Source organism: Pseudoalteromonas sp. PAR1 (assembly GCF_947311895.1).
Taxonomy (GTDB): Bacteria; Pseudomonadota; Gammaproteobacteria; order Enterobacterales; family Alteromonadaceae; genus Pseudoalteromonas; species Pseudoalteromonas lipolytica_C.
In genome coordinates this window covers 1-21,317 of the sequence record NZ_CAMZMY010000010.1, presented here as the reverse complement: position 1 = coordinate 21,317, position 21,317 = coordinate 1, and the positions used below count along the sequence as shown (strand labels likewise).

Here is a 21,317-nt window from a genome sequence, read left to right as displayed (position 1 = left end):
TTTTACTGTCATTGATTCTGCCTAGCATTTACTTTATTACACCATGAGTAAATGCCATGAATAACACCACTTGCAGTAGTAAAACCCACTATCCTGCCGTTTGGATCTCCGACGTTCACTTAGGTTACAAAGACTGCCAAGCGCAGTACTTACTCGACTTTTTAAATGCCATTGAATGCGACGTACTGTATTTGGTTGGTGATATTGTTGACTTATGGTCAATGAAACGACAATTTTTCTGGCATCCAAGTCACTACGATGTGTTAGCGCTTATTCAACAAAAAGCGAAAGAAGGCACCCGAGTTATTTATATACCCGGTAATCATGACGAAACCTTTCGCCATTATGCCAATGAGTCGTTGTTCGGTATCGAAGTACACAAACAATATATACACACCACTAAGGCTAACAAACGGTTTTTGCTTTTGCACGGTGATGATTTAGATTCAGCAACCCGATACAACAAATTAATCAGTATTGCAGGCGATGCTGGCTACGACTTGTTATTATTTCTAAATCGTTGGACTAATCGTATTCGCCGTTTATTTGGTGGTAATTATTGGTCTTTAGCGTCTTGGATAAAAGCTAGAGTACATAAAGCGCGTGAAGCGATCGATGCATTTGAAAAAGCAGCCATCCATGAAGCAAAAAAACAAGCTGTCGATGGCATCATTTGCGGGCATATTCATCACCCTGCCGTTAAAGTAGTTGATGGTATTTTGTATTGTAATGATGGCGACTGGATAGAAAGTTGCACTGCATTAGTTGAAAACAGTTCAGGTCGTATTGAGTTACTACACTGGAGTGAAACACAAAAAGTGATTCACTCTGCAGACATTAGTAAACTGACACCTAATCACGGACTTAATAATAGCCAAGATGCAGCCTAGTTTTTTAGCCACATTGCTAATTTTTTACGTAATGTGGCTTGTTTTATAGGCTTGGTAATGTAGTCGTTCATACCAACACTTAAACACTTTTCTCTATCGCCTGCCATAGCGCTTGCCGTCATGGCTATTATGACAACATCTTGGTATTGCTGTCCTGCTTTTCCCTGACGGATCGCTTTTGTACAGTCATAACCATTGAGATTGGGCATCTGACAATCCATTAAAATTAAATCAAATACTGATTTGTTATTTTTCAACACATCGAGAGCGTCCAGTCCATCACTAGCAGACTCAATATGTATATGGCTATCTCGTAATATTGCTTTACTGACTTCTATATTAATTAAGTTGTCATCCACGATTAAAATTGACCGGTTTGATAAATCTAACTCTATACGCTCTTTTTCATCGTGTTTTTTACGTTCAATAAGATGATCTGAATCTTTATAAAGTAATGCTAATCGGTAAACTAACTCATCTTTAGTCACGGGTTTAGCAATGAAGATAATATTATCTGGCAATTGTTGTCGTTTAGACATGGAGGATAAAATCCCCAAAACCATTAAATATTTATCAGTATTATGTTTTGCATAGCTGATAACGCTATCAATTTCTGCATGTTTGTGATCAATAATGATTAAGTCAAAGCTAGTAAGTTCATTGCTACTAAAAGACATTATTTTTTGTAAACTTTTATAAGTCGGAAAACATATACTTTGCAGCTTTTTCTCAATATTCTGCGCTAAAACTTCATAACTTACTGCTAAACCAATTCTTTTTTCGGCCAATAATGCCATTGGTTTATTTAATGGCTTTTCTTGCTGCACAATTTCAACTGAAATTGTCGCTGTAAAACAACTGCCTGCATCTTTTTGACTTTTAACAACTATATCTCCCCCCATCATCTGCGCGAGGCGCCGACTGATCGATAATCCAAGTCCACTTCCACCATAATGCCGTGTTGTGCTTGAATCTTCTTGGGTAAATACTTCAAATAGCTTGCTTTGATTTTGCTCTGATATACCAATTCCTGTATCAATTACTGCAAACGTCAATTGTACAGTGTGTTCATCAATATGTTGTTCAGCCACCGATAAAAGCACATGACCTTTGTGCGTAAATTTAAACGCATTGCTTAATAAGTTATTTAATATCTGTTTTAAACGATGACTATCACCTATTACAGTTCGATGTTTTACATCACAAGTATCTAGTAACACTTCGAGGCCCTTTTTATGCCCCTGCATTGCCATTGAGGTGATTAAATCACTACATACCGCTACAACATCAAACTCATGAAAATCTAAATCTAACTTTCCTGCTTCAATCTTAGAAAAATCTAAAATATCGTTTATTAAAGTCATCAACGAGTTGGCACTTGCATTTGCATAATGTAAATACTGTAACTGTTGCTTTGTTAGGGGTTGCTCTTCAAGCATTTCTAGCATCCCCAATACCCCATTCATAGGGGTGCGAATTTCATGGGAGATATTAGCGACAAATTCACTTTTAGCTTTACTGGCTGCCAAAGCTTGCTCGGTTGCAGACTCAAGCTCAGCGGTACGTTTTTTAACTTCTTCTTCTAAAGTGTCATTTAACTTTTCAAGCTGATGCTGCGCGTTTTTTAGCGTATCAATATTCCTAGCAATTGCTGCTAACTGAGTTTGTTGATTCGCTGCGTCATATATCGTCGCGAGAGTAATAGAAAAATAATGCGTTTTATTTTGATCAATATGAATAGCCTCAAATGAACAAGGCTTATCTGTTTTTATAGCATGTTTGACACCTAAAAAATCTTCATCGTTAAAATTGAATAGCTGCTCAAATTCAGTTTTGTTTTGCTCAATGCCAAAGAAAGTTTTTGCTGTTTTATTTGCATAGCAAATGATCCCATTTGGCATAATCATGAAAATTGAATCTGAAGAACTTTCGATAATCTTGCTGTTTTTTTCTTTCAAAAAATTTAATTCTAGCTTTCTGTTAATGTTGCGCTGATAGATAATAAATACAGCTATAACGCATATAAGTGCTAAACAGATTAGAAAGATAAATTTGTTTCGCTTTTGCTCTAATTTTTTTAATAAGTTATCTGTATCAACTGACACCGCAATCGTTAATGGTGCCATTTTTATACCGTTTTTAAATTCCACAGTTTGTTTTAAGTAAAGTTGCTTATGAAGATAAAAAGCATCAAAAAAATCGACTGTGTTTATGTTTTGATTTTCAGAAAAATCCTTAGACCATGATTTATCGCTCCCTAACTCAAAACTAAACCGGTATGTTTCATCTGGGTGATACAAATATTGCTGGTTAGCATTAAGCAAATACACATTAAACTGCTTATCAGTATCAGCTGTAAGCTTTCGTAAAAGATTGTCTGCAAAGTAGTTTATGATCAGTACCGCAAATGGGCTTCCATTGGCATCTTGAACCAGTTTAGAAACCCTGTAACTAGTCACATAGGGTCGCTGAATTTGGCCGTTTTCTCGGTTGTAATTAATTGGCGAAATATATACTAAGCCATTCGCTAATTGTGAGGTGATGGTCATGTATTCTCTATTGCCTTTATGTTGTAGCTTATCCTCTGCCACACGAATAACTTGACCATCTATATTATCGACTCTTACAACTTCTTTACCGTTATCTGCAATGTAAATATACCTTGCTTGGGCTATATTCTTATCTGTAGTCATAAAACCACTGAAAATTTTAGCTAACCTGTCTTTCCATGCTGAAATAGGTGTTCCAAGTACAGGATCTATTTGTTGCTCATTAGTGGCGCGCATAATGGCCATAATAGGTGGGGTTGCATCTAGAAAGTTGAGTGCAGAAATATTTTCTCTAAAAACAGAGCGTAAAGCAGCTTCTTTATCAGTCAGTTCTCTTTGCATCTTTATTTGAGTACGTTCAAATAATTGTTCACGCAGCGAGTATTCGTATTGTACTGTGATTAAGCCTGCCGCGATTACTAATACAAACAAGGTAATAATGGGGATTTTATGGCGACTAAAAATACGTCCCGGCTGTACATAGTCCATTTAATCAATTGCCTATTATGCGAGTCTTCCTTCAGTATAGGTCAAAATTATAATAATAAAGATTGATCGCAAATAAAAAACAAAACCACTAAGACGTACTTTTACTTTCACACAGACAATAAAAAAGCACCGCTGCGGTGCTCTTTTATTAGCCAGAATTTTGACTAGCGGAACAGTACATCCTCTTTATTAAACCATTTAACACAAAACGCGAGTAATGCACCTGCCACAATGACTGTCGCTAAGAAAATTAACCCCACTAATGTGTAATCAACTGTGCCTTTAATGATTTCTTTAATTGCCAAAGCTACATTTGTAACAGGAATAAAAGCGGTTTTGCTCGTCAGTTCAACATTCGGCATTAAAGCAACCATAATTGGAAAAATGACACCCATGCTTAGTGGTGCCATGTAGTTTTGTGCTTCTTTAAAGGTTCGCGCATAAATAGAAATAGCCAGCGCTAATGATGAGAAGATTGCAGCTATAGGCAATAACAACACAAAAATCAGCCCTAAATCTAATACTGTTAAAGAGCTAAATGCGTTTTTAACAACTGCTAAATCTACAAATGCAATAGCCACTGATATCCACACCCCCATACTGAGTACGGTAATGGTGGTTGTTGCAATTGAAGAAGCAAGTAAAGTTACAAACTTACCTAATACAAGTTGTGTACGTGTGATTGGTGTAAGTAGAAGGGTTTCGAGTGTACCTCTCTCTTTTTCACCAGCACCGAGATCAATCGCCGGATACGTTGCGCCCATCAATACCAGAGGAATAAGTAGATAAGGAATAAACCCACCTATTTTCTCACCCAGATTTTCACGTTTATCTGCGGTATCAACCTTTACAACTTTGATGGGCTCGATAATGGCAGCTTGTTGCTGCTCAGATACGCCAAAGCTTAACAGTTTTGTCGTGCGCAGTTTATCACCATACTCTTTTGCAAGCTCTTTTACACGGTCAAACAAAAAGTTTATTGCCTTAGCGTCGTTATATACAACTTGCCATTCGCTTTGCTTGGCATCATCTAGTGTTTGCTTTGCGTCTGACGGTAAATAGATACCCATATCGATGGTGCCTGCTTTTACCGCATTAGTGAGGTCTTCTACGCTATTAAAGGTTTCGTCGCCTTTATATAAAGTAAAGCTTTTGTGGTAAAACACCTTATCTGTAAACTCTTGCGCGTAGTTACCATTAATAATTGCGTAGGTGTGCACTTCTTGCTCGGCCTCAAGTGCTGCTTGCGAGCTAATAAATGCCATAACAGCAAATAACAGTGGGAATATAGCAACCGGAAGAGCAACGACGAATATCAAGGTTTTACGGTCACGTAGCAGCTCTTTTAATTCCTTTTTAAATACTTCAAACATCACGGCTCTCCGTTAAAATATTCATAAACGCTTGGTTTAGCTCTTCGCTTTTACCCGTTTGTTTAAACTCATCTAAGGTGCCATCAAAACAGCTAATACCTTGATTAATTACCGCAACCCGATCGCAAAGTAACGCTACTTCATCTAAGTGGTGGGTTGAGAAAATAACCGGTGTACCCTGCTCTTTAAGGCCACGAATAAAGTTAATAACAGTTTGCGTTGTCATAATGTCTAAGCCAGTCGTTGGCTCATCAAGAATAACCACGTCAGGGTGATGAACAACAGCGCGAGCAATATTAGCTTTTTGTTTCATACCCGTTGAAAGGTTTTCGGCGCGTTTATCAATAAAGTTGTGCATATCAAGCAAAGTGAATAGCTCATCACAACGAGCAGCGACCGCTTTTTTACTCATGCCATGTAAACGGGCAAAATATTCTATGTTTTCTTTAACCGTCAAACGTCCGTATAAGCCAGTACTGCCAGACAGAAATCCAATTGATTTACGGCCAACTAATGGCTTTTTAACAATATCGTGCCCAGAGATAGTAATACTACCTTCATCTGGTTTTAAAGCTGTTGAAATCATTCTTAAAGTGGTCGTTTTGCCAGCACCATTTGGACCTAACAACCCTAACACTTCGCCTTTATTACATTGAAAGCTAACGTCTCTTACAGAATGAAAAAACTCTTTATCTTCACGGGGATCTATATTGTCCGTTTTATTTTTTTTATGATCTTTCGTTAGCTTAAACTTTTTCTTAAGCCCTGCGACTTCAATCATGTGCGTTTCCTTCGTTTCGGTCTAAAGTAATCGGTATTACTATAAAAATCTGGATTTTCATTGTCAGTCCACCAACCCGGCACACCTAACAATGGCAGCGGCGATAAATTTTTATTGTCCCGCAAGCAATCATCATTTTTTATCATCTCATAAAGACGTTGATCTAGATACGCATATTGCTCGCTTAAATCTTTACAAAATATGTCATCAGGAACAACAACAAACAAAGCCTTACCTGTTAGGCCTATATAAGGCTGAGTCAGCATTTCGTAATTAGCGTGACCAAACATATATGGCCTAATACTTTGCCCCCATTGTTGTCGCTGCTCAACAAACGCCTGTTGCCATTGGTGGTCGCGTAACAGCTGTTGCCAACTTTGTTCTGTAATTGCAAGCACGACACCACATTCATCAAATAAAGTCAGTGCGTTTCTATGTTTGCTCCGATCTTTTAGACCCTGTAGTTTAATTTCTTCTATATGTTGATGATTGATCAGCGCTTTGGTTTTTGGGAATAAACACCAAATAAATCCGCCAAAAAGGTCGTGCCAATTTTGTTGTCTTGTTGGTACTTGCCCAGTTTCAAAGATAATTTGTTCGTAATAGCGAGTTTCGTCAGCAAATTTTTCATCTTCAACAAAACTAATAGCGGTGCCTTGTGATGTTTGTGCATTCAGATACTGACTAAACCAGTGACATGAAGGCCAATCTGATAGCTTATCTATATTAAATAGTGTTGCTAAATCAGCAAAAGCACCGGTTGTTAAGTATTGTGTAGACCACTGCTCGGGTGCGGTAAATCGTTTCATTGCGTAATATATTAACTTCTTGATGTATTGTGACTAGTTTACCGCAAAAACTGGTTCTCATTAATAGAACCTCATATACTAATGCCACCATAAAACAAAAAAAGAGCTATTATGAAACGCTATTTTCCAGTGACACTCCTTGCAAGTGCTATCATTGCAGGCTGTGCTTCAACAAGTATCACTTCAAATGATGTAGAAAAAGCCTATCAAAGCATTAACTCAGAGCAATTAGCTGAGCATATTAAAGTGTTGGCATCAGATGAGTTTGGCGGCCGTGCACCATCATCAAAAGGTGAAGAGCTTACCCTTGCCTATTTAACTGAACAATTCAAAGCATTAGGTTTTGAGCCGGGTAACGGTGATAGTTTCTTACAAGAAGTACCGCTTGTTTCACTTGAAGCAGATTCAAACATGGTACTGACTATTGGTGGCAAAGATTACCAATACAAAAAAGACATGGTTATGGGCAGTAGCCGCATAAGTGCAAAAGAAAGTATTAAAGACTCAGAACTTGTGTTTGTTGGTTATGGTGTCAATGCACCTGAATACAACTGGAACGACTACGAAGGCCTGGACGTAAAAGGCAAAACAGTTGTCATGCTGGTAAACGATCCTGGTTTTGCGACTAAAAACCCTGATTTATTCACCGGTGATGCCATGACCTACTATGGTCGTTGGACATACAAATACGAAGAAGCGAGCCGTCAAGGTGCAGCAGGTGCAATTATCATTCACGAAACAGCACCAGCTTCTTACCCTTGGTCTGTTGTTGAAAACTCTTGGAGCGGCGAACAGTTTGGTTTCCAAAAAGAAAACAACAACATGGATCGTGTTGCTGTTGAAGGCTGGGTAACCACAGACGTTGCTAAAGAGTTGTTCTCGAAAGCCGGTTTAGATTTCGACACCATGAAAGCAAATGCTGCAAAAGGTGCTTACCATGTTGATATGGGCGACCTAACAGCCAGCGTTGAAGTAAACAATACGATTAAAAAGTCAATTTCGTACAACTTTATCGCGACTTTACCGGGTAGTGAAAAGCCAGATGAGCACATCATTTATTCTGCTCATTGGGACCACCTTGGTACAGATAAAACCCGTAAAGGCGACCAAATCTATAATGGTGCCCACGATAATGCGACTGGTACTGCAGGTTTAATTGAAGTGGCAGAAGCGTTTGCAAGTTTACCTGAGCACCCTAGCCGCTCAATGACATTCTTAGCTGTCACGGCTGAAGAGCAAGGTTTACTTGGCTCTAAATATTATGCTGCAAACCCTGTGATCCCAGCTTCTCAAACTGTTGCAAACATCAATATGGATAGCTTGAACTTATTAGGTAAAGTGAAAGATATCAGTGTTGTTGGTATTGGCAAATCAGAAATGGATAGTCTGCTAGAAACAGCTGCAAAAGCACAAGGCCGTACAGTATCTGGCGACCCTAAACCGTCTTCAGGTGGTTACTATCGCTCTGATCACTTTGCGTTTGCAAACATGGGTGTACCAGCAATGTATGCCGGTGGCGGTAGTGAAGCCCTTGATGAAGAAACAGCAAATTACCGTAAGCGTATGAGTTTAGTGCTTCGTGGTTGTTACCATCAACCATGTGATCGTTACCGTGATGAATGGGATTTATCAGGTGCCGTTCAGGATCTTCAGTTATTCTATCAAGTAGGTTTTGATATCTCTGAGCGTAAAGAATGGCCTAAATGGAATGCTACTTCAGAGTTCCAACGCCAATAGATGCAAATGAGATTGATTTTCATTAAAATCTAATTTACAGTGTAACCTGATTAATTTTTAGGTTGCACTGTATGCTCTCATTATCACAAACATCGAGTTTCATTCCTAAAAAAGTGAGGTGTTATATTACGGATAATAAACGCTTGTTTTTACCCCTTCTTTTGCTTGTTGCATTAGTAGTACCAACAACGCGTGAATTTACCCTTCAAGCTTTAAGTGATGCTTTTTTTCAAGTATCAGTATTTGTTGCAGCCACCTTATTAATCTATTACTACCTTATTGATCGCCTTCCTCAGTTACAGCTTAGCTATTTACGTGCTAAATCAGGCATTCTAGAAGTGAGTTTTGCTTCAATCTTAGGTGCTTTACCTGGCTGTGGGGGTGCCATTATTGTGGTAACCCAATTTACCAAAAAACAAGCTAGTTTTGGTTCTGTTGTTGCAGTCTTAACCGCAACCATGGGGGATGCTGCTTTTTTGCTATTAGCCACTCGCCCACTTGATGGCATATTAATGATGTTAATCGGTGTTGCTGTGGGCGTTATTAGCGGTCAGTTAGTTAATACATTTCATAAAGCTGATAAATTTCAACCTGATGAGGCAAGCGAATACACAGAACCGCCGCAGTGCCAACCAAGCGCTTTGAAATTTAGCCGCCCTATTTGGAAATTGACCCTAGTACCAAGCTTGATAGTTGCCTTTGTTATCGCCACCAATACCGACCTTAGCGTATTCGGTAATAGCGTTAATCAAGGTATCACCCTATTTGGCTCGATTATGGCGTTATTCACTGTAGTTGTATGGGCACTTTCATCTAAAGGCAGCAGTTATAAACAAGTAACCAGTGAAGAGGCTCCTTGTACTCCACCTTCAAAACTAACAAAGGTTTTAATGGACACCCACTTTGTTACGGCCTGGGTTGTCGCCAGTTTTATGCTTTTTGAAATTTTAGTTAATCTGGCTGGTATAAATTTGAGCGCATGGTTTTCTGACTACGCATATTTAGCACCGCTGGTGGCTGTAGCCATTGGTTTATTACCTGGTTGTGGGCCGCAAATTGTCGTAATGACACTCTATATTCAAGGTATTATTCCATTTAGTGCTATGGCAGCAAATGCAATTTCGAATGATGGCGACGCCCTATTCCCAGCAATCGCATTAGCACCAAAAGCAGCGTTAATGGCAACTGTGTATTCAACAATACCTGCACTGTTATTCGGTTATGGCTTGTACTTTTACGGAATATAATTTTTGCTTTAGATAATAAAAAACCAGCCGTGGCTGGTTTTTTAATGCTTGTTAATGTTAGCTCATCGCCATCATCATTTTTGCAGGATCTTCTAAGTATGACTTCCACAAATTGTTGAAGCGGGCAATCGTTCCGCCATCAATCACGCGGTGGTCGCCAGACCAACTTACTTGCATAATAGCAGCTGAAATTACATTACCTTGTGCATCAAAACGAGGTAAATGCTGCAGTTTACCTAAAGCAACAATCGCTACTTCAGGTTTATTGATGATCGGAGTTGCAATTGTGCCGCCAATCGCACCGATGTTAGAAATGCTAATAGTGCCGCCTTTCAAATCATCTGGTGAAACACGACCATCACGTGCCGCTTCAGTTAAACGAGTAACCTCATTTGCAACATCTACAATGCTCTTTGACTGACATGATTTAATGTTTGGCACGAGTAAACCAATCTTAGAATCAACCGCCATACCGATGTTATGATCATCAAAGTAAGTCAGCTCACTGCAATCATCATTAACTTGTGAGTTAAGTACTGGGAATTGCTTAATAGCTAATGACAGCGCTTTGATAAAGAACGGCATCATAGTGAGCTTAACGCCCTGTTGCTTATACTGCTCTTTTAACTCGCTGCGCATTGCAATTAGTTTAGTCAGGTCGATTTCATCACAGAATGTAAAGTGAGGAATTGTCGAAACTGAGGCAACCATTTGCTTAGCCATTGCGGCTTTAATGCCTTTAATTGGCTCAACACGACTACCACCAGACACTGCTGTTACAGTTGCCGCTGGTTCTGCCGCTTTTGGCGCAGCTTGTTGTTGTGTTTCTTGGCTTGGTGTTTCGTTTAAGAAATCTTCGATATCTTGTTTATAAATCCGGCCATTTTTACCAGAGCCTGGTACTTGCGTTAAATCAACATCTAGTTCGCGGGCTTTACGACGAACAGCAGGTGAAGCAACTGCTTTTTTGTTAAGTTGTTTAGTTGCGCTAGATGCAGGTGCTGACTTTTCTGCAGATTTAGTCACTGCATTTGTTTGTGCTTTAACTACCGCAGAGCTTACATCAGGTTCTGCACTTTGGCCCGCAATGCTCAATTGAAATAATGGGCTATGAACCGCTGCAATATCACCTTTTTGGTAATAAAGCTTTTTCACTTTACCTGTGTATTTAGCCGGAATTTGCACCAATGCTTTGTCTGTCATTACATCACACACAGCTTGGTCTTCAACGATTTCATCGCCTTCACTCACTAACCACTCAACAATTTCACACTCAACGATACCTTCACCGATATCTGGCAAAATGAAATCTTCTAAGTGCTCACCAGTCTCAGATGGTGCTTCAGTAGCCGCAGGAGCTTGAGCTTCTTCGCTTTGTGTTGGTGCTTCGCCATCAACATCCATTGCAAATAATGGCGCATGGACTTTCGCAATATCACCTTTTGCATAATATAGCTTGCTGATTACACCATCATGGACAGCTGGAATTTGCACAAGCGCTTTGTCGGTCATCACATCACAAATAGGCTGGTCTTCTTTTACAGCATCGCCCTCTGCAACTAACCATTCAACAATTTCACACTCTACGATGCCTTCGCCGATATCTGGCAAGATAAAATCTTTAGACATACTGACTCCTAAAACTCAACTGATTGCTTAATCGCAGCAAGCACTTTAAGTGCATCCGGCACATATTCTTTTTCAAGTGCTAATGGGTATGGCGTATCTAAGCCACACACGCGAGCAATTGGCGATTCAAGGTGTAAGAAACACTCTTGTTGAATTGTTGCAACGATTTCTGCACCAAAACCATTCGTGATTGGTGCCTCGTGGCTAACGACTAAACGACCTGTTTTAGTCACTGATTTAGCGATTGTCTCAACATCCCAAGGTAAAATAGTACGTAAGTCGATAACTTCACAACTAATACCTTGCTCTGCAGCTTTTTTAGCCGCATCTTCAACGATTTCCATCTGTGCGCCCCAAGCAAGCAAAGTGACATCAGTGCCTTCTTGCACAACTTCAGCTTTGCCAAGTTCGATGCTGTAATCTTCTTCTGGTACTTCGCCCGTTGATGCACGGTATAAACGTTTTGGCTCAAAGAAAATAACAGGGTTATCATCTTTAATTGATGCACGAAGTAAGCCTTTTGCTTGATAAGGATTACGTGGCACAACTAACTTCAAACCCGGTGTATGAGCAAAATAGGCTTCTGGTGATTGTGAGTGATATAAACCACCTGCGATACCACCACCATAGGGAGTACGAATTGTTAGATTGCCTACATTAAATTCATTACCACTGCGGTAACGGAATTTAGCTGATTCATTCACGATTTGGTCAAATGCAGGGAAAATATAATCAGCAAATTGAATTTCAGCTAAAGCAGGTGCACCAAACGCCGCTAAACCATTAGCAAAACCTAAAATACCTTGCTCAGTTAACGGTGTATTAAACACACGGTGCTTACCATATTTTTCTTGTAACCCCGATGTTGCACGGAATACACCACCAAAATAACCAACGTCTTCACCAAAAATACATGCATTTGGATGCTCTGCCATGGTGATATCAAGGGCAGAGTTAATTGCATGAAGCATGTTCATTTTAGCCATTACTTTAATCTCCCAGCAGTTGTTGGATAAGCATCAGGGTGCTGCAAAATGTGCTCTTTTAATTGTTCGTATTGTTTTTGCAGTGATGGGATTGGCTTATCATAAACATCAGAAATAAGATCTTCTAATGCTGGTTTTGCTACTTTTTCAGCACGCTTAAGCGCTGCTAAAATTTCTTCACGAATTGTTTCTTTATCTTTTGCGTCTTGCGCTTCGTCTAACCAACCTTGTTTTAGTAACCAGTTACGGAAACGTTCGATTGGACAGCCTTTGTGTTTAGCTTCTTCGTCTTTGCTGCGGTAGCCGCTTGGGTCATCACTGGTTGAGTGAGCGCCTAAACGATAAGCGATTGATTCAATCAAAACTGGCTCACCATGTTTAGTGGCAATTTCACGTGCTTTTTTAGTTGCAGCATAAACTGCAAGGGCATCAGCACCGTCAACACGGATTGTTTTAATACCATAACCGACACCACGAGAAGCAATACCATCCCCTTTAAATTGCTCATCAGCAGGGGTTGAAATCGCATAGCCATTATTGCGAGCAAAAAAGATAACTGGCGCTTGGTGAACAGCAGCCATATTCAAGCCCGCATGAAAATCACCTTCTGAGGCTGCACCCTCACCAAAATAACAAATGGTGATGTTATCAATTGTGCTGTTTAACTCACCTGTTTGTGGGTCAATATGGCGAACTTTTTGACCATACGCATAACCTGTTGCTTGCGGAATTTGCGTACCAAGTGGTGATGAAATTGTCATGTAGTTAAGTTCGCGTGAGCCATAGTGAATTGGCATTTGGCGACCTTTACCCAAATCTTTTTCGTTTGAAAACATTTGGTTCATGAATTGGTCAAGTGTAAAACCTCGGTATCGCAAAGCGGCTTGTTCACGGTATTGGGCCATGATCATATCGTTTTGGTCAAGCGCTGCTGCCGATGCGGTTACAGCCGCTTCTTCACCTAAACATTGCATGTAAAAGCTTACACGACCCTGACGCTGTGCTGCTTGCATACGTTCATCAAGTGCTCGAATAAAACGCATTGTCTCGTATAAACGGATTGCGGTTGCTTTGTCGATATCGGGTGCGGTGGCACCTTCATGAATGTCGCCTTCCTCATTAAGAATACTTAATGTAGGGATCGTTAATGCGTGACCATCAATAAATGACAGATCATGATTAATGTTTAGCGATACGTTATTTGGATTACTCATAACCTACCTTCTTTCGTTGTCAGAAACCTACGCCACTGCCCTTATTTGTGTTTATTATCAGCATTTGCTGTAAGGATAAAGTTTGCGCAATATTCAATCTAATTAAATTAAACTGCCGTCACTTTACGTTAACGTAAGTTGTTATTCAACTAATCATAGACGAATAGATGAGAAATGGCTAAAAACGCATGGAAAGTTAACTATACAACAAAATAAACTCTTTATAGTCATATAGTTAACTTAATATAGATGGGTGTTAATGCAGAGATTTTAAATAAAGTTGCTATCAACTTGCATTGGGATAACGGTAAGCAAAGCACGCTGACCTAAGGCTACATCAGCGTTTGGGAAGATAATAGCTTCACCCTCTACCTCCGCTTCATATCTGGTCTGACCATCAATTGCCAATAATTCACCCTTTGCGAAACCGGTGAAGTTTTCTACATCATCAGCAAATGGGAAGCTAAAGTCTTCACACGTACGGTTTATTGTTCTATAAACTGAAAACAACTCAAAATCATCTGCATTAAATTCTTTATAATCTACCTTTTCTTGACTAATTAATGCAGTTAAAGTTTGTTTGGTTTTCTCGAAGCGGCTCATGTCATTTTCACCAAATGGCTTAACTTGACCAAGCTCTACCGTAAATGAATCAGCACCATGTACAAACGACGAGTAGTAACTAAACGTTGTTGCCGCTGATTTCATCATTAATACTGTGTTTACACCACAGCTGAGTAAAAATTGCAGCTGTGATTTTTTCCACGGTTTTCCATGTAAGAATGGGTAAACAGCAAACTTTTCATTTTTAGAGCCACGAATTGCAGTATGAAGGTCATAATGAAAACGCTCACTGTTGTGGTTGCCTCTTTGGAAAAAATCAGAAACAACATCCTCAAGCTGCTTTGCACGAACTCGCTCAGGGTTTGAAGCAATACCTTCTACGGTATGGTGACCGTTAAACAGGCGGTTTAGGTTTTCATCTACAAAGCGCTTACCGATATTAATCGACTTTGGATTACCAAAAATAAACAGTACACGCTGCTTAAGCGGTAGTTCTTCTTTAATAATTGCTCTAATTAATTGGTCACAAATTTCAATTGGCGCCGTTTCGTTACCATGTATCGCACTTGAAAGAACAATATCTTTGTTTGTTTGCTGATTTGGTTGAAATTCAATGATGCCCGTATCATGAACTGTCACATCAGTGCCATTTTCAAGGGTGAATGCACAAGGCTCAAGTGAAAATTCATTGTTACGGGTTAAGGTTAAAAAGTCGCCATTGCTTTTTAATTCGTCAAGATATGAAGGAATTGAATAGCTCATTGTCCTATCCTAAAAATACGTGAGAGTAGAATACAAAAACGGCTGAGAATCTCAGCCGTTTTAAAAGATAAAAATGAAATTAGCTAATTACTGAATCAACCAGTTTTTTCGCTTCTTTTTCTAGTAATGCTAGATGCTCTTCACCTTTGAATGATTCTAGGTAAATTTTATAGATATCTTCTGTGCCTGATGGACGAGCTGCAAACCAACCATTTTCGGTAACAACCTTTAAACCACCAATAGCAGCATTATTGCCAGGTGCATGAGTTAGTTTTTGTGTAATATCATCACCCGCTAAGGTACTGGCAGTTACATCATCTGCTGATAACGCTTTTAGACGCGCTTTTTGCTGTGCATTAGCTGAGGCATCAATACGTTTATAGATAGGTGCACCAAACTCTTGCTCAAGTTCTTTATATAGCTGTGAAGGTGTTTTACCCGTTACTGCTAATATCTCAGCAGCTAGTAAACCCAAGATAAAACCGTCTTTATCGGTGTTCCACACCGTACCATCGAAACGCAAGAATGACGCCCCTGCACTTTCTTCACCACCAAAAGCAAGTGTCCCCTTGCTCAAGCCTTCAACAAACCATTTAAAGCCTACTGGTACTTCTTTTACTTCACGGTTATTACGTGCAACCACTTTATCAATCATGCCGCTAGATACGAGCGTTTTACCAATTGCAACATCTTTTGACCATTCACGGTTATTTAGTAAGTAGTCAATTGCAACCGCTAAAAAGTGATTTGGGTTCATTAAGCCGTCAGGTGTAACAATACCATGACGGTCATAATCAGGGTCGTTACCGATACCAATATCGTAGTCATCTTTTAGAGCAATAAGATTAGTCATTGCATAAGGAGATGAGCAGTCCATACGGATTTTACCGTCTTTATCCAAAGGCATGAACGAGAATGTTGGATCAACAGACTTATTTACGACTGTTAAGTCTAAATTATATTTTTCGGCAATCACTGGCCAAAAGTTGATACCAGAGCCACCGAGTGGATCCACACCAATTTTGATTTTTGCATCGCTAATAGCTTTTAAATTAACGATGTTTGCTAAGTCATCGACATAAGGTGTTATTAAATCTTGGTATTTGATAAAGCCAGAACGTGATGCTTTAGCAAACGGAAATAACTCTACAGCAACTAAATCTTCAAGCAGTAATTGATTTGCTCTATCTTCGATCCATTTAGTAACGTCAGTATCAGCAGGTCCGCCATTCGGTGGATTATATTTAAAACCACCATCTTCAGGCGGGTTGTGTGACGGAGTTACAACGATACCATCGGCCAATTCATTTGGATTTTCTTTATTATGACAAACAACTGCGTGGCTGATCACTGGGGTTGGCGTATAGTCGTCATTCTCTTGAGTAATAACTTGCACTTCATTCGCAACCAACACTTCAATTGCTGAATTAAAAGCAGCTTCACTTAAAGCATGCGTATCTTTGCCAAGAAACAGAGGTCCAAAAATGTTATTTTCTTTACGATAATCACAAATTGCTTGAGTGATCGCTAATATATGCGATTCATTAAACTTTACATCGAATGAACAACCGCGGTGACCAGACGTACCAAAAGCAACGCAATGCTCTGGGTTTTGTTCAAGATCAGGTTCATTTAAGTAATAAGCAGAGATTAGTTTTGGAACATTTACTAAGCTCTGTTGTGGCGCAGGTTTCCCTGCCTCTGGATGAATCGCCATATTATTTCCTTACCTATTATAAGTAATCACGAATTTTTTCTGCTTCGTCCGCACTATAGCCTAGGCTTAAGGCCACTTCATGAAGCATCATTTTTTTTCTGGTTGTATTTGAGTTAGTCATCACCCAATACTCTGTATCGGTGATATTTTTTGGATTCATACTACTGCCACTTTCAAGCAACGCCTCTTTACTCGTTGCAAAATAGACGCGGTCACGGCCTTTAATTTCTAGAACATTCGCAAAATCTGCTTTGTGTGTTCTGTAAAGCGCTGCCAAGATAAATAAGAAACGACCAACAACACCTTTTTGCATTGCCAGTTCTTCTTTGTTTAACACATTAAACACATTACCTTTGACTTGTTGCGCTGTTGTGACAGTTTGTGCAGCCTCTTCAACATTTTCGTCGCTTGGTTCAGGGCTTGTTTCTTTTTCTGCTTGTTCTTGTACTTCAACAACTGGGGTTTCTTGTTCAGTTTTAGTAGTTGTTTCAACTGGGGCATTGGCGCCATCAGAGAGGTTTAATAAACGACGCAAAATGGTTGATGCACTTTCACCAATACTTTGCGTGTTGCTTGCAATGTATTGATATAACTCGTCGTCTATGTCGATTTTTTTCATGTTATTCCTGTCTTTACGGGTCACATTTTAAAAGTTCTCATTGATTATACCTAAGCTCGCAGTAATTCTCTATGTTTTGCAATTTGTTATTTCGCTAGGCAAAATACTGCCATTAAAATTAGGAGTTGAAAATGCTATTAAACTACCAACAAATGGGTCAAGGTTCAGACGTTGTGTTGATCCATGGTTTGTTTGGCTCGCTAGAAAACCTCAATGTAATCGCAAAAGCCTTAGCTGAAAATTACCGCGTAACGAATATCGATTTACGAAATCATGGTAAATCATTCCACAGCGATACCATGAATTACCATGCTATGGCTCAAGATGTCAGTGAGTTACTTGAACACTTGAACATTAATATAGCTCACATCATTGGTCATTCAATGGGCGGTAAAGTTGCTATGCAATTAGCCCTTAATCACCCAGCGCTAATCAATAAACTAGTGGTGTTAGATATCTCTCCTGTTGCTAATAACCCTCGTCATAGTGCTATTTTTGCAGGCCTGAATGAGGTAGCCGAGTCGAATGTTGTTGACAGGAAAGCCGCTGATGAAGTCCTTGCAAAGCACATAGATGAAGTCGGTGTACGCCAGTTTTTATTAAAGAGCTTTGCTAAGAACGATCAAGGCCACTACCAATGGCGCTTTAATTTAGCGGTTATATATCAGCAATATGAAAATATTTTAGCTCAAGTTGATGAAAATGATTCTTGTTTATGTGATACTTTATTCATCAAAGGTAATGATTCAGACTACATCTTAGCTGAGCACCGCCCTGCAATTATGGCGTTATTTCCTAATGCTAAAGCAAAAATAATTCATGGCGCTGGTCATTGGTTACACGCACAAAAACCGCTTGCCGTAAATAAAGCAATTAGCGATTTTTTAGCCACATAAAAGACAGATAAATTTCGCTGTTTTTGATCGTGCGCACTAAATTATTATGAATTTGTGTGGTATAGTACGCGCCGTTTATTTTGAAGGTTTATACGTTGATGGTCAGTCAGTTAATTAACGAATTTGATACCTTAGGGTTGTATTTTGGCTTAGCCGGCATTTTCTTTTTTATTGGAATGGCAATTCAAGACGTCCTTAAAAAAGGTGATGTACCAAAATTTGGCCGATACATCGTTTGGTTAGTGCTATTCTTAGGCTGTTCTGGGTTTATAGCTAAAGGTCTTATTCAAGTCTTTTGGCAAGGCGCAGGTGTGGGCTAGATATGGCAAAATCAGAAACAGATAGAACAACACCCGATTTATTTGAATACGAGAAACGTCCAGGTAGACCTAAAACAAATCCCCTACCTCGCGACATGCAATTAAAAGTAAATAAACGTAATCAAATAAAGCGAGATAAAGCACGTGGTTTAAAGCGTGTAGAATTTAAGGTTTCATCACAGTTATATCAGGCATTAAGCGATATGGCAGATGCGCAGAATATTAGCCGTAGCGCGTTGATTGAAACAATTTTACAAGAAAGATTGGCTATTGATAGATAGAAGGTTTTAAATCCATGTCAAGCGTAGGTATTTTTTTCGGAAGCGACACAGGTAATACTGAACACGTAGCTAAAATGATTCAAAAAGAATTAGGTAAAAAGCTAGTCGCGGTTCATGACATTGCAAAAAGTTCTAAAGAAGAGATTGCTGAATTCGATTTATTGTTATTCGGTATTCCAACTTGGTACTACGGTGAAGCGCAATGTGACTGGGATGATTTTTTCCCTGAATTAGAAGAAGTAGACTTCGAAGGTAAACTGGTTGCAATTTTCGGTTGTGGTGACCAAGAAGACTATGCTGAATACTTTTTAGATGCAATGGGTATGATCAATGACATCGTTACTGAGCGTGGCGCGATTGTAGTAGGTCACTGGTCAACTGATGGCTATGACTTCGAAGCATCAAAAGCATTAATTGATGACAAAACGTTTGTTGGCTTAGGGATTGACGAAGATCGTCAACCTGAACTGACAGAGCAACGTGTAAAAGACTGGTGCGCTCAAGTTTATGAAGAGATGTGTTTAGCGGAACTTGCTGATTAATAACAAGTACTACTCGCATTTACTAGCTGATGTAAAGATGCACAACCAGTTCGTTTTCGTCTAAAAAAACAGCAATCAAACGAATTGTTCTTTGCACTTAGTAACTAGGCACGTTATTCTAACAGTTGCTAATGTGTCGTGTGCATCTTAATGATGCCTAGTATAACTAAATAAATTGAGACAGATTGAATGACTGATCACAACTTGGAACTAAAAAAAGCAGGGTTAAAAGTAACTTTGCCGCGTATTAAAATTTTAGAGATTCTACAATCTCCAGACAATCAACACATCAGCGCTGAAGATGTCTATAAAATTCTATTAGACAAAGGCGAAGAGATTGGTCTTGCAACTGTCTACCGTGTACTTAACCAATTTGATGATGCAGGTATTGTATCTCGCCACCACTTCGAAGGCGGCAAGTCAGTATTTGAATTATCAGGTAGCACTCACCATGACCACCTCGTTTGTCTTAAATGCGGCAAGGTTGTTGAATTTGAAGATGATTTAATCGAACGTCGTCAAGAAGAGATTGCTACAGAAAATGGCATTAAATTAACTAACCACTCTCTTTACCTTTATGGTGAGTGTGAGGACAAAGTTAAGTGTAAAGAATACGCTGAGTCAAATAGCTAGTTAGCTGTTTATTTCAGACATAAAAAAACCTGCTTAGAGCAGGTTTTTTTATACCTATTAAAATCAATTAGATGATTTCTAATAGCTCAACATCAAAGATTAGTGTTGAGAAAGGTGCGATTGCAGCACCAGCACCACGCTCACCATAAGCAAGCTCATGCGGTACGTATAAACGCCATTTTGAACCAGTACCCATCATTTGTACTGCTTCAGTCCAACCTTTGATAACGCCACCCACTGGGAATTCGGCTGGTTGACCACGCTCATAAGAGCTATCAAATACCGTACCATTGATAAGTGTACCATGGTAATGCGCACGAATTGTTGAATCTACAGTTGGTTTCTCACCATTGCCTTCAGTAAGTACTTCGTATTGAAGACCTGACTCAGTTACTGTTACTTCAGGACGTTTTGCATTTTCTTCTAAGAAGGCAATACCTTCAGCAGCAAGTACTTTAGCTTCTTCTTCGCGGCGAGCTTGGATTTCAGCATTGATCTTTTCAAAGGCAGCTTGAATTGCTGGGATTTCAACTTGGAAATCGTTACCAGTGTATGCGTCTTTCATACCTTCAAATACAGAGTTTAAGTTTAAACCTTCAAAAGGGTTTGCTTTTAATTGCTCACCCATTTGTAAACCAATACCGTAACTTGCTTTTTCAGCGTCTGTTGTAAAATTATCTGACATGTTTAAATTCACGTTTATTTAGTTAAAAGACGTGCCCATACTAACATAAAAAAACAACGAATATCGCTTAGTTTATTGCGTTTGCTCAGTGTTTAAACTAATTCGTTGCTTTATTTTCTCAATGACTAATGTTGCAACCGGTAAACTTATCACCATAGCCAAAATAAAATATGTATCTTTTAAACTCGCCTGCCCCATTAATATTAAAGGCACTACAACAAGCCCAACTACAGCGATAAATATTGCCGCAATAACAGGCCAATGTTTATCGTACTTACCAATTAAATGACCTACGAGTACATTGAAACCAATGCCATACGCAATTGAGGATAACAACCCGTAATCTGGTTGTGCATCATGAGCCATAGCAACAAGTACATTAATGCCACTATGATAAAAATAAGAGAAGATACACCAAAGTAAAACATGCTTTATCATTCTTATAGGTGTAGAAGGTGTGCTTGCTGACATTATTTATCTCCAGATAGCAAAAAACCGCCCTGTAGGCGGTTTTTTTAAATAATGGTGGAGAGATAGGGATTTGAACCCTAGAGGGGCTACAAACCCCTGCCGGTTTTCAAGACCGGTGCATTC

General features: G+C 39.3%; 20 protein-coding genes. 8 read left to right on the top strand and 12 right to left on the bottom strand.

What is annotated here, in order from left to right:
• Positions 1-56 precede the first annotated feature (56 nt).
• Positions 57-890: a UDP-2,3-diacylglucosamine diphosphatase gene (locus QL229_RS10005; RefSeq protein WP_138556913.1), complete on the top strand. Its 834-nt coding sequence runs from the start codon at positions 57-59 to the stop codon at positions 888-890.
• On the opposite strand, the gene QL229_RS10000 is transcribed toward QL229_RS10005, so the two are convergent.
• The 4 genes from QL229_RS10000 to QL229_RS09985 form a co-directional block, all read right to left on the bottom strand.
• Complete coding sequence (locus QL229_RS10000) at positions 887-3,781, bottom strand: ATP-binding protein (RefSeq protein ID WP_281546825.1); 2,895 nt, start codon at positions 3,779-3,781, stop codon at positions 887-889. The two genes, QL229_RS10005 and QL229_RS10000, sit on opposite strands and share 4 nt — an antisense overlap.
• Before the next feature lie 311 nt (positions 3,782-4,092).
• Positions 4,093-5,301, bottom strand: coding sequence for an ABC transporter permease (locus tag QL229_RS09995; protein ID WP_138556911.1), 1,209 nt, complete (start codon positions 5,299-5,301; stop codon positions 4,093-4,095).
• Positions 5,294-6,082: an ATP-binding cassette domain-containing protein gene (locus QL229_RS09990; protein WP_135924416.1), complete on the bottom strand. Its 789-nt coding sequence runs from the start codon at positions 6,080-6,082 to the stop codon at positions 5,294-5,296. Before QL229_RS09990 ends, QL229_RS09995 begins: the two co-directional genes overlap by 8 nt.
• Positions 6,079-6,891, bottom strand: coding sequence for a DUF3025 domain-containing protein (locus QL229_RS09985; RefSeq protein ID WP_138556910.1), 813 nt, complete (start codon positions 6,889-6,891; stop codon positions 6,079-6,081). The genes QL229_RS09990 and QL229_RS09985 overlap by 4 nt, the downstream gene beginning before the upstream one ends.
• A gap of 111 nt (positions 6,892-7,002) precedes the next feature.
• Between QL229_RS09985 and QL229_RS09980 the strand changes: the two genes are divergently transcribed.
• Positions 7,003-8,628: a M28 family metallopeptidase gene (locus QL229_RS09980; protein WP_135924414.1), complete on the top strand. Its 1,626-nt coding sequence runs from the start codon at positions 7,003-7,005 to the stop codon at positions 8,626-8,628.
• Between the two features lie 71 nt (positions 8,629-8,699).
• Positions 8,700-9,875, top strand: a complete 1,176-nt coding sequence (locus QL229_RS09975; RefSeq protein ID WP_138556909.1) for a putative manganese transporter — start codon at positions 8,700-8,702, stop codon at positions 9,873-9,875.
• A gap of 57 nt (positions 9,876-9,932) precedes the next feature.
• Here QL229_RS09975 and QL229_RS09970 read toward each other — a convergent pair whose 3' ends face one another.
• The 6 genes from QL229_RS09970 to seqA all read right to left on the bottom strand — a co-directional run bounded on the left by QL229_RS09970 (position 9,933) and on the right by seqA (position 17,366).
• Complete coding sequence (locus QL229_RS09970) at positions 9,933-11,504, bottom strand: dihydrolipoyllysine-residue acetyltransferase (RefSeq protein WP_281546824.1); 1,572 nt, start codon at positions 11,502-11,504, stop codon at positions 9,933-9,935.
• Positions 11,505-11,512: 8 nt separating this feature from the next.
• Positions 11,513-12,490, bottom strand: a complete 978-nt coding sequence (locus QL229_RS09965; protein WP_135924411.1) for an alpha-ketoacid dehydrogenase subunit beta — start codon at positions 12,488-12,490, stop codon at positions 11,513-11,515.
• Positions 12,490-13,704 (bottom strand): thiamine pyrophosphate-dependent dehydrogenase E1 component subunit alpha, encoded by a 1,215-nt coding sequence (locus tag QL229_RS09960; RefSeq protein ID WP_135924410.1) that lies wholly within the window; start codon positions 13,702-13,704, stop codon positions 12,490-12,492. Before QL229_RS09960 ends, QL229_RS09965 begins: the two co-directional genes overlap by 1 nt.
• A 270-nt stretch (positions 13,705-13,974) precedes the next feature.
• On the bottom strand, positions 13,975-15,030 hold the full coding sequence (gene astE, locus QL229_RS09955) for a succinylglutamate desuccinylase (RefSeq protein ID WP_281546823.1): 1,056 nt from the start codon (positions 15,028-15,030) through the stop codon (positions 13,975-13,977).
• Positions 15,031-15,109: 79 nt separating this feature from the next.
• Positions 15,110-16,747: a phosphoglucomutase (alpha-D-glucose-1,6-bisphosphate-dependent) gene (gene pgm, locus QL229_RS09950; protein ID WP_138556904.1), complete on the bottom strand. Its 1,638-nt coding sequence runs from the start codon at positions 16,745-16,747 to the stop codon at positions 15,110-15,112.
• Positions 16,748-16,763: 16 nt separating this feature from the next.
• Entirely contained in the window at positions 16,764-17,366 is a 603-nt protein-coding gene (gene seqA, locus QL229_RS09945; RefSeq protein WP_138556903.1) for a replication initiation negative regulator SeqA, read from the bottom strand.
• Between the two features lie 131 nt (positions 17,367-17,497).
• Here seqA and QL229_RS09940 point away from each other — a divergent pair, with 131 nt between their 5' ends.
• From QL229_RS09940 to fur, 5 genes are all read left to right on the top strand, one after another.
• On the top strand, positions 17,498-18,262 hold the full coding sequence (locus QL229_RS09940) for an alpha/beta fold hydrolase (protein WP_138556901.1): 765 nt from the start codon (positions 17,498-17,500) through the stop codon (positions 18,260-18,262).
• Positions 18,263-18,360: 98 nt separating this feature from the next.
• On the top strand, positions 18,361-18,582 hold the full coding sequence (locus QL229_RS09935) for a DUF2788 domain-containing protein (protein ID WP_062569139.1): 222 nt from the start codon (positions 18,361-18,363) through the stop codon (positions 18,580-18,582).
• Between the two features lie 2 nt (positions 18,583-18,584).
• Positions 18,585-18,863, top strand: coding sequence for a LexA regulated protein (gene ybfE / locus QL229_RS09930; RefSeq protein ID WP_004586673.1), 279 nt, complete (start codon positions 18,585-18,587; stop codon positions 18,861-18,863).
• A 14-nt stretch (positions 18,864-18,877) separates the two neighbouring features.
• Complete coding sequence (fldA, locus tag QL229_RS09925; protein ID WP_135924405.1) at positions 18,878-19,405, top strand: flavodoxin FldA; 528 nt, start codon at positions 18,878-18,880, stop codon at positions 19,403-19,405.
• 189 nt (positions 19,406-19,594) lie between these two features.
• The gene (fur, locus tag QL229_RS09920; protein WP_135924404.1) at positions 19,595-20,038 is read left to right on the top strand and encodes a ferric iron uptake transcriptional regulator; all 444 of its coding nucleotides are present in this window, start codon (positions 19,595-19,597) and stop codon (positions 20,036-20,038) included.
• A 67-nt stretch (positions 20,039-20,105) separates the two neighbouring features.
• Here the strand turns inward: fur and QL229_RS09915 are convergent, their stop codons facing one another.
• Both QL229_RS09915 and QL229_RS09910 read right to left on the bottom strand, forming a co-directional pair.
• Entirely contained in the window at positions 20,106-20,723 is a 618-nt protein-coding gene (locus QL229_RS09915) for an FKBP-type peptidyl-prolyl cis-trans isomerase (RefSeq protein WP_135924403.1), read from the bottom strand.
• 72 nt (positions 20,724-20,795) lie between these two features.
• Positions 20,796-21,194, bottom strand: a complete 399-nt coding sequence (locus QL229_RS09910; protein ID WP_135924402.1) for a hypothetical protein — start codon at positions 21,192-21,194, stop codon at positions 20,796-20,798.
• Positions 21,195-21,317: the final 123 nt, after the last annotated feature.

Bases quoted from the DNA above. Each gene is read 5' to 3' on its own strand.
- QL229_RS10005 (WP_138556913.1), top strand. From the start codon at position 57: ATGAATAACACCACTTGCAGTAGTAAAACCCACTATCCTGCCGTTTGG.
- QL229_RS10000 (WP_281546825.1), bottom strand. From the start codon at position 3,781: ATGCAAAGAGAACTGACTGATAAAGAAGCTGCTTTACGCTCTGTTTTT.
- QL229_RS09995 (WP_138556911.1), bottom strand. From the start codon at position 5,301: ATGTTTGAAGTATTTAAAAAGGAATTAAAAGAGCTGCTACGTGACCGT.
- QL229_RS09990 (WP_135924416.1), bottom strand. From the start codon at position 6,082: ATGATTGAAGTCGCAGGGCTTAAGAAAAAGTTTAAGCTAACGAAAGAT.
- QL229_RS09985 (WP_138556910.1), bottom strand. From the start codon at position 6,891: ATGAAACGATTTACCGCACCCGAGCAGTGGTCTACACAATACTTAACA.
- QL229_RS09980 (WP_135924414.1), top strand. From the start codon at position 7,003: ATGAAACGCTATTTTCCAGTGACACTCCTTGCAAGTGCTATCATTGCA.
- QL229_RS09975 (WP_138556909.1), top strand. From the start codon at position 8,700: ATGCTCTCATTATCACAAACATCGAGTTTCATTCCTAAAAAAGTGAGG.
- QL229_RS09970 (WP_281546824.1), bottom strand. From the start codon at position 11,504: ATGTCTAAAGATTTTATCTTGCCAGATATCGGCGAAGGCATCGTAGAG.
- QL229_RS09965 (WP_135924411.1), bottom strand. From the start codon at position 12,490: ATGGCTAAAATGAACATGCTTCATGCAATTAACTCTGCCCTTGATATC.
- QL229_RS09960 (WP_135924410.1), bottom strand. From the start codon at position 13,704: ATGAGTAATCCAAATAACGTATCGCTAAACATTAATCATGATCTGTCA.
- astE (WP_281546823.1), bottom strand. From the start codon at position 15,030: ATGAGCTATTCAATTCCTTCATATCTTGACGAATTAAAAAGCAATGGC.
- pgm (WP_138556904.1), bottom strand. From the start codon at position 16,747: ATGGCGATTCATCCAGAGGCAGGGAAACCTGCGCCACAACAGAGCTTA.
- seqA (WP_138556903.1), bottom strand. From the start codon at position 17,366: ATGAAAAAAATCGACATAGACGACGAGTTATATCAATACATTGCAAGC.
- QL229_RS09940 (WP_138556901.1), top strand. From the start codon at position 17,498: ATGCTATTAAACTACCAACAAATGGGTCAAGGTTCAGACGTTGTGTTG.
- QL229_RS09935 (WP_062569139.1), top strand. From the start codon at position 18,361: ATGGTCAGTCAGTTAATTAACGAATTTGATACCTTAGGGTTGTATTTT.
- ybfE (WP_004586673.1), top strand. From the start codon at position 18,585: ATGGCAAAATCAGAAACAGATAGAACAACACCCGATTTATTTGAATAC.
- fldA (WP_135924405.1), top strand. From the start codon at position 18,878: ATGTCAAGCGTAGGTATTTTTTTCGGAAGCGACACAGGTAATACTGAA.
- fur (WP_135924404.1), top strand. From the start codon at position 19,595: ATGACTGATCACAACTTGGAACTAAAAAAAGCAGGGTTAAAAGTAACT.
- QL229_RS09915 (WP_135924403.1), bottom strand. From the start codon at position 20,723: ATGTCAGATAATTTTACAACAGACGCTGAAAAAGCAAGTTACGGTATT.
- QL229_RS09910 (WP_135924402.1), bottom strand. From the start codon at position 21,194: ATGTCAGCAAGCACACCTTCTACACCTATAAGAATGATAAAGCATGTT.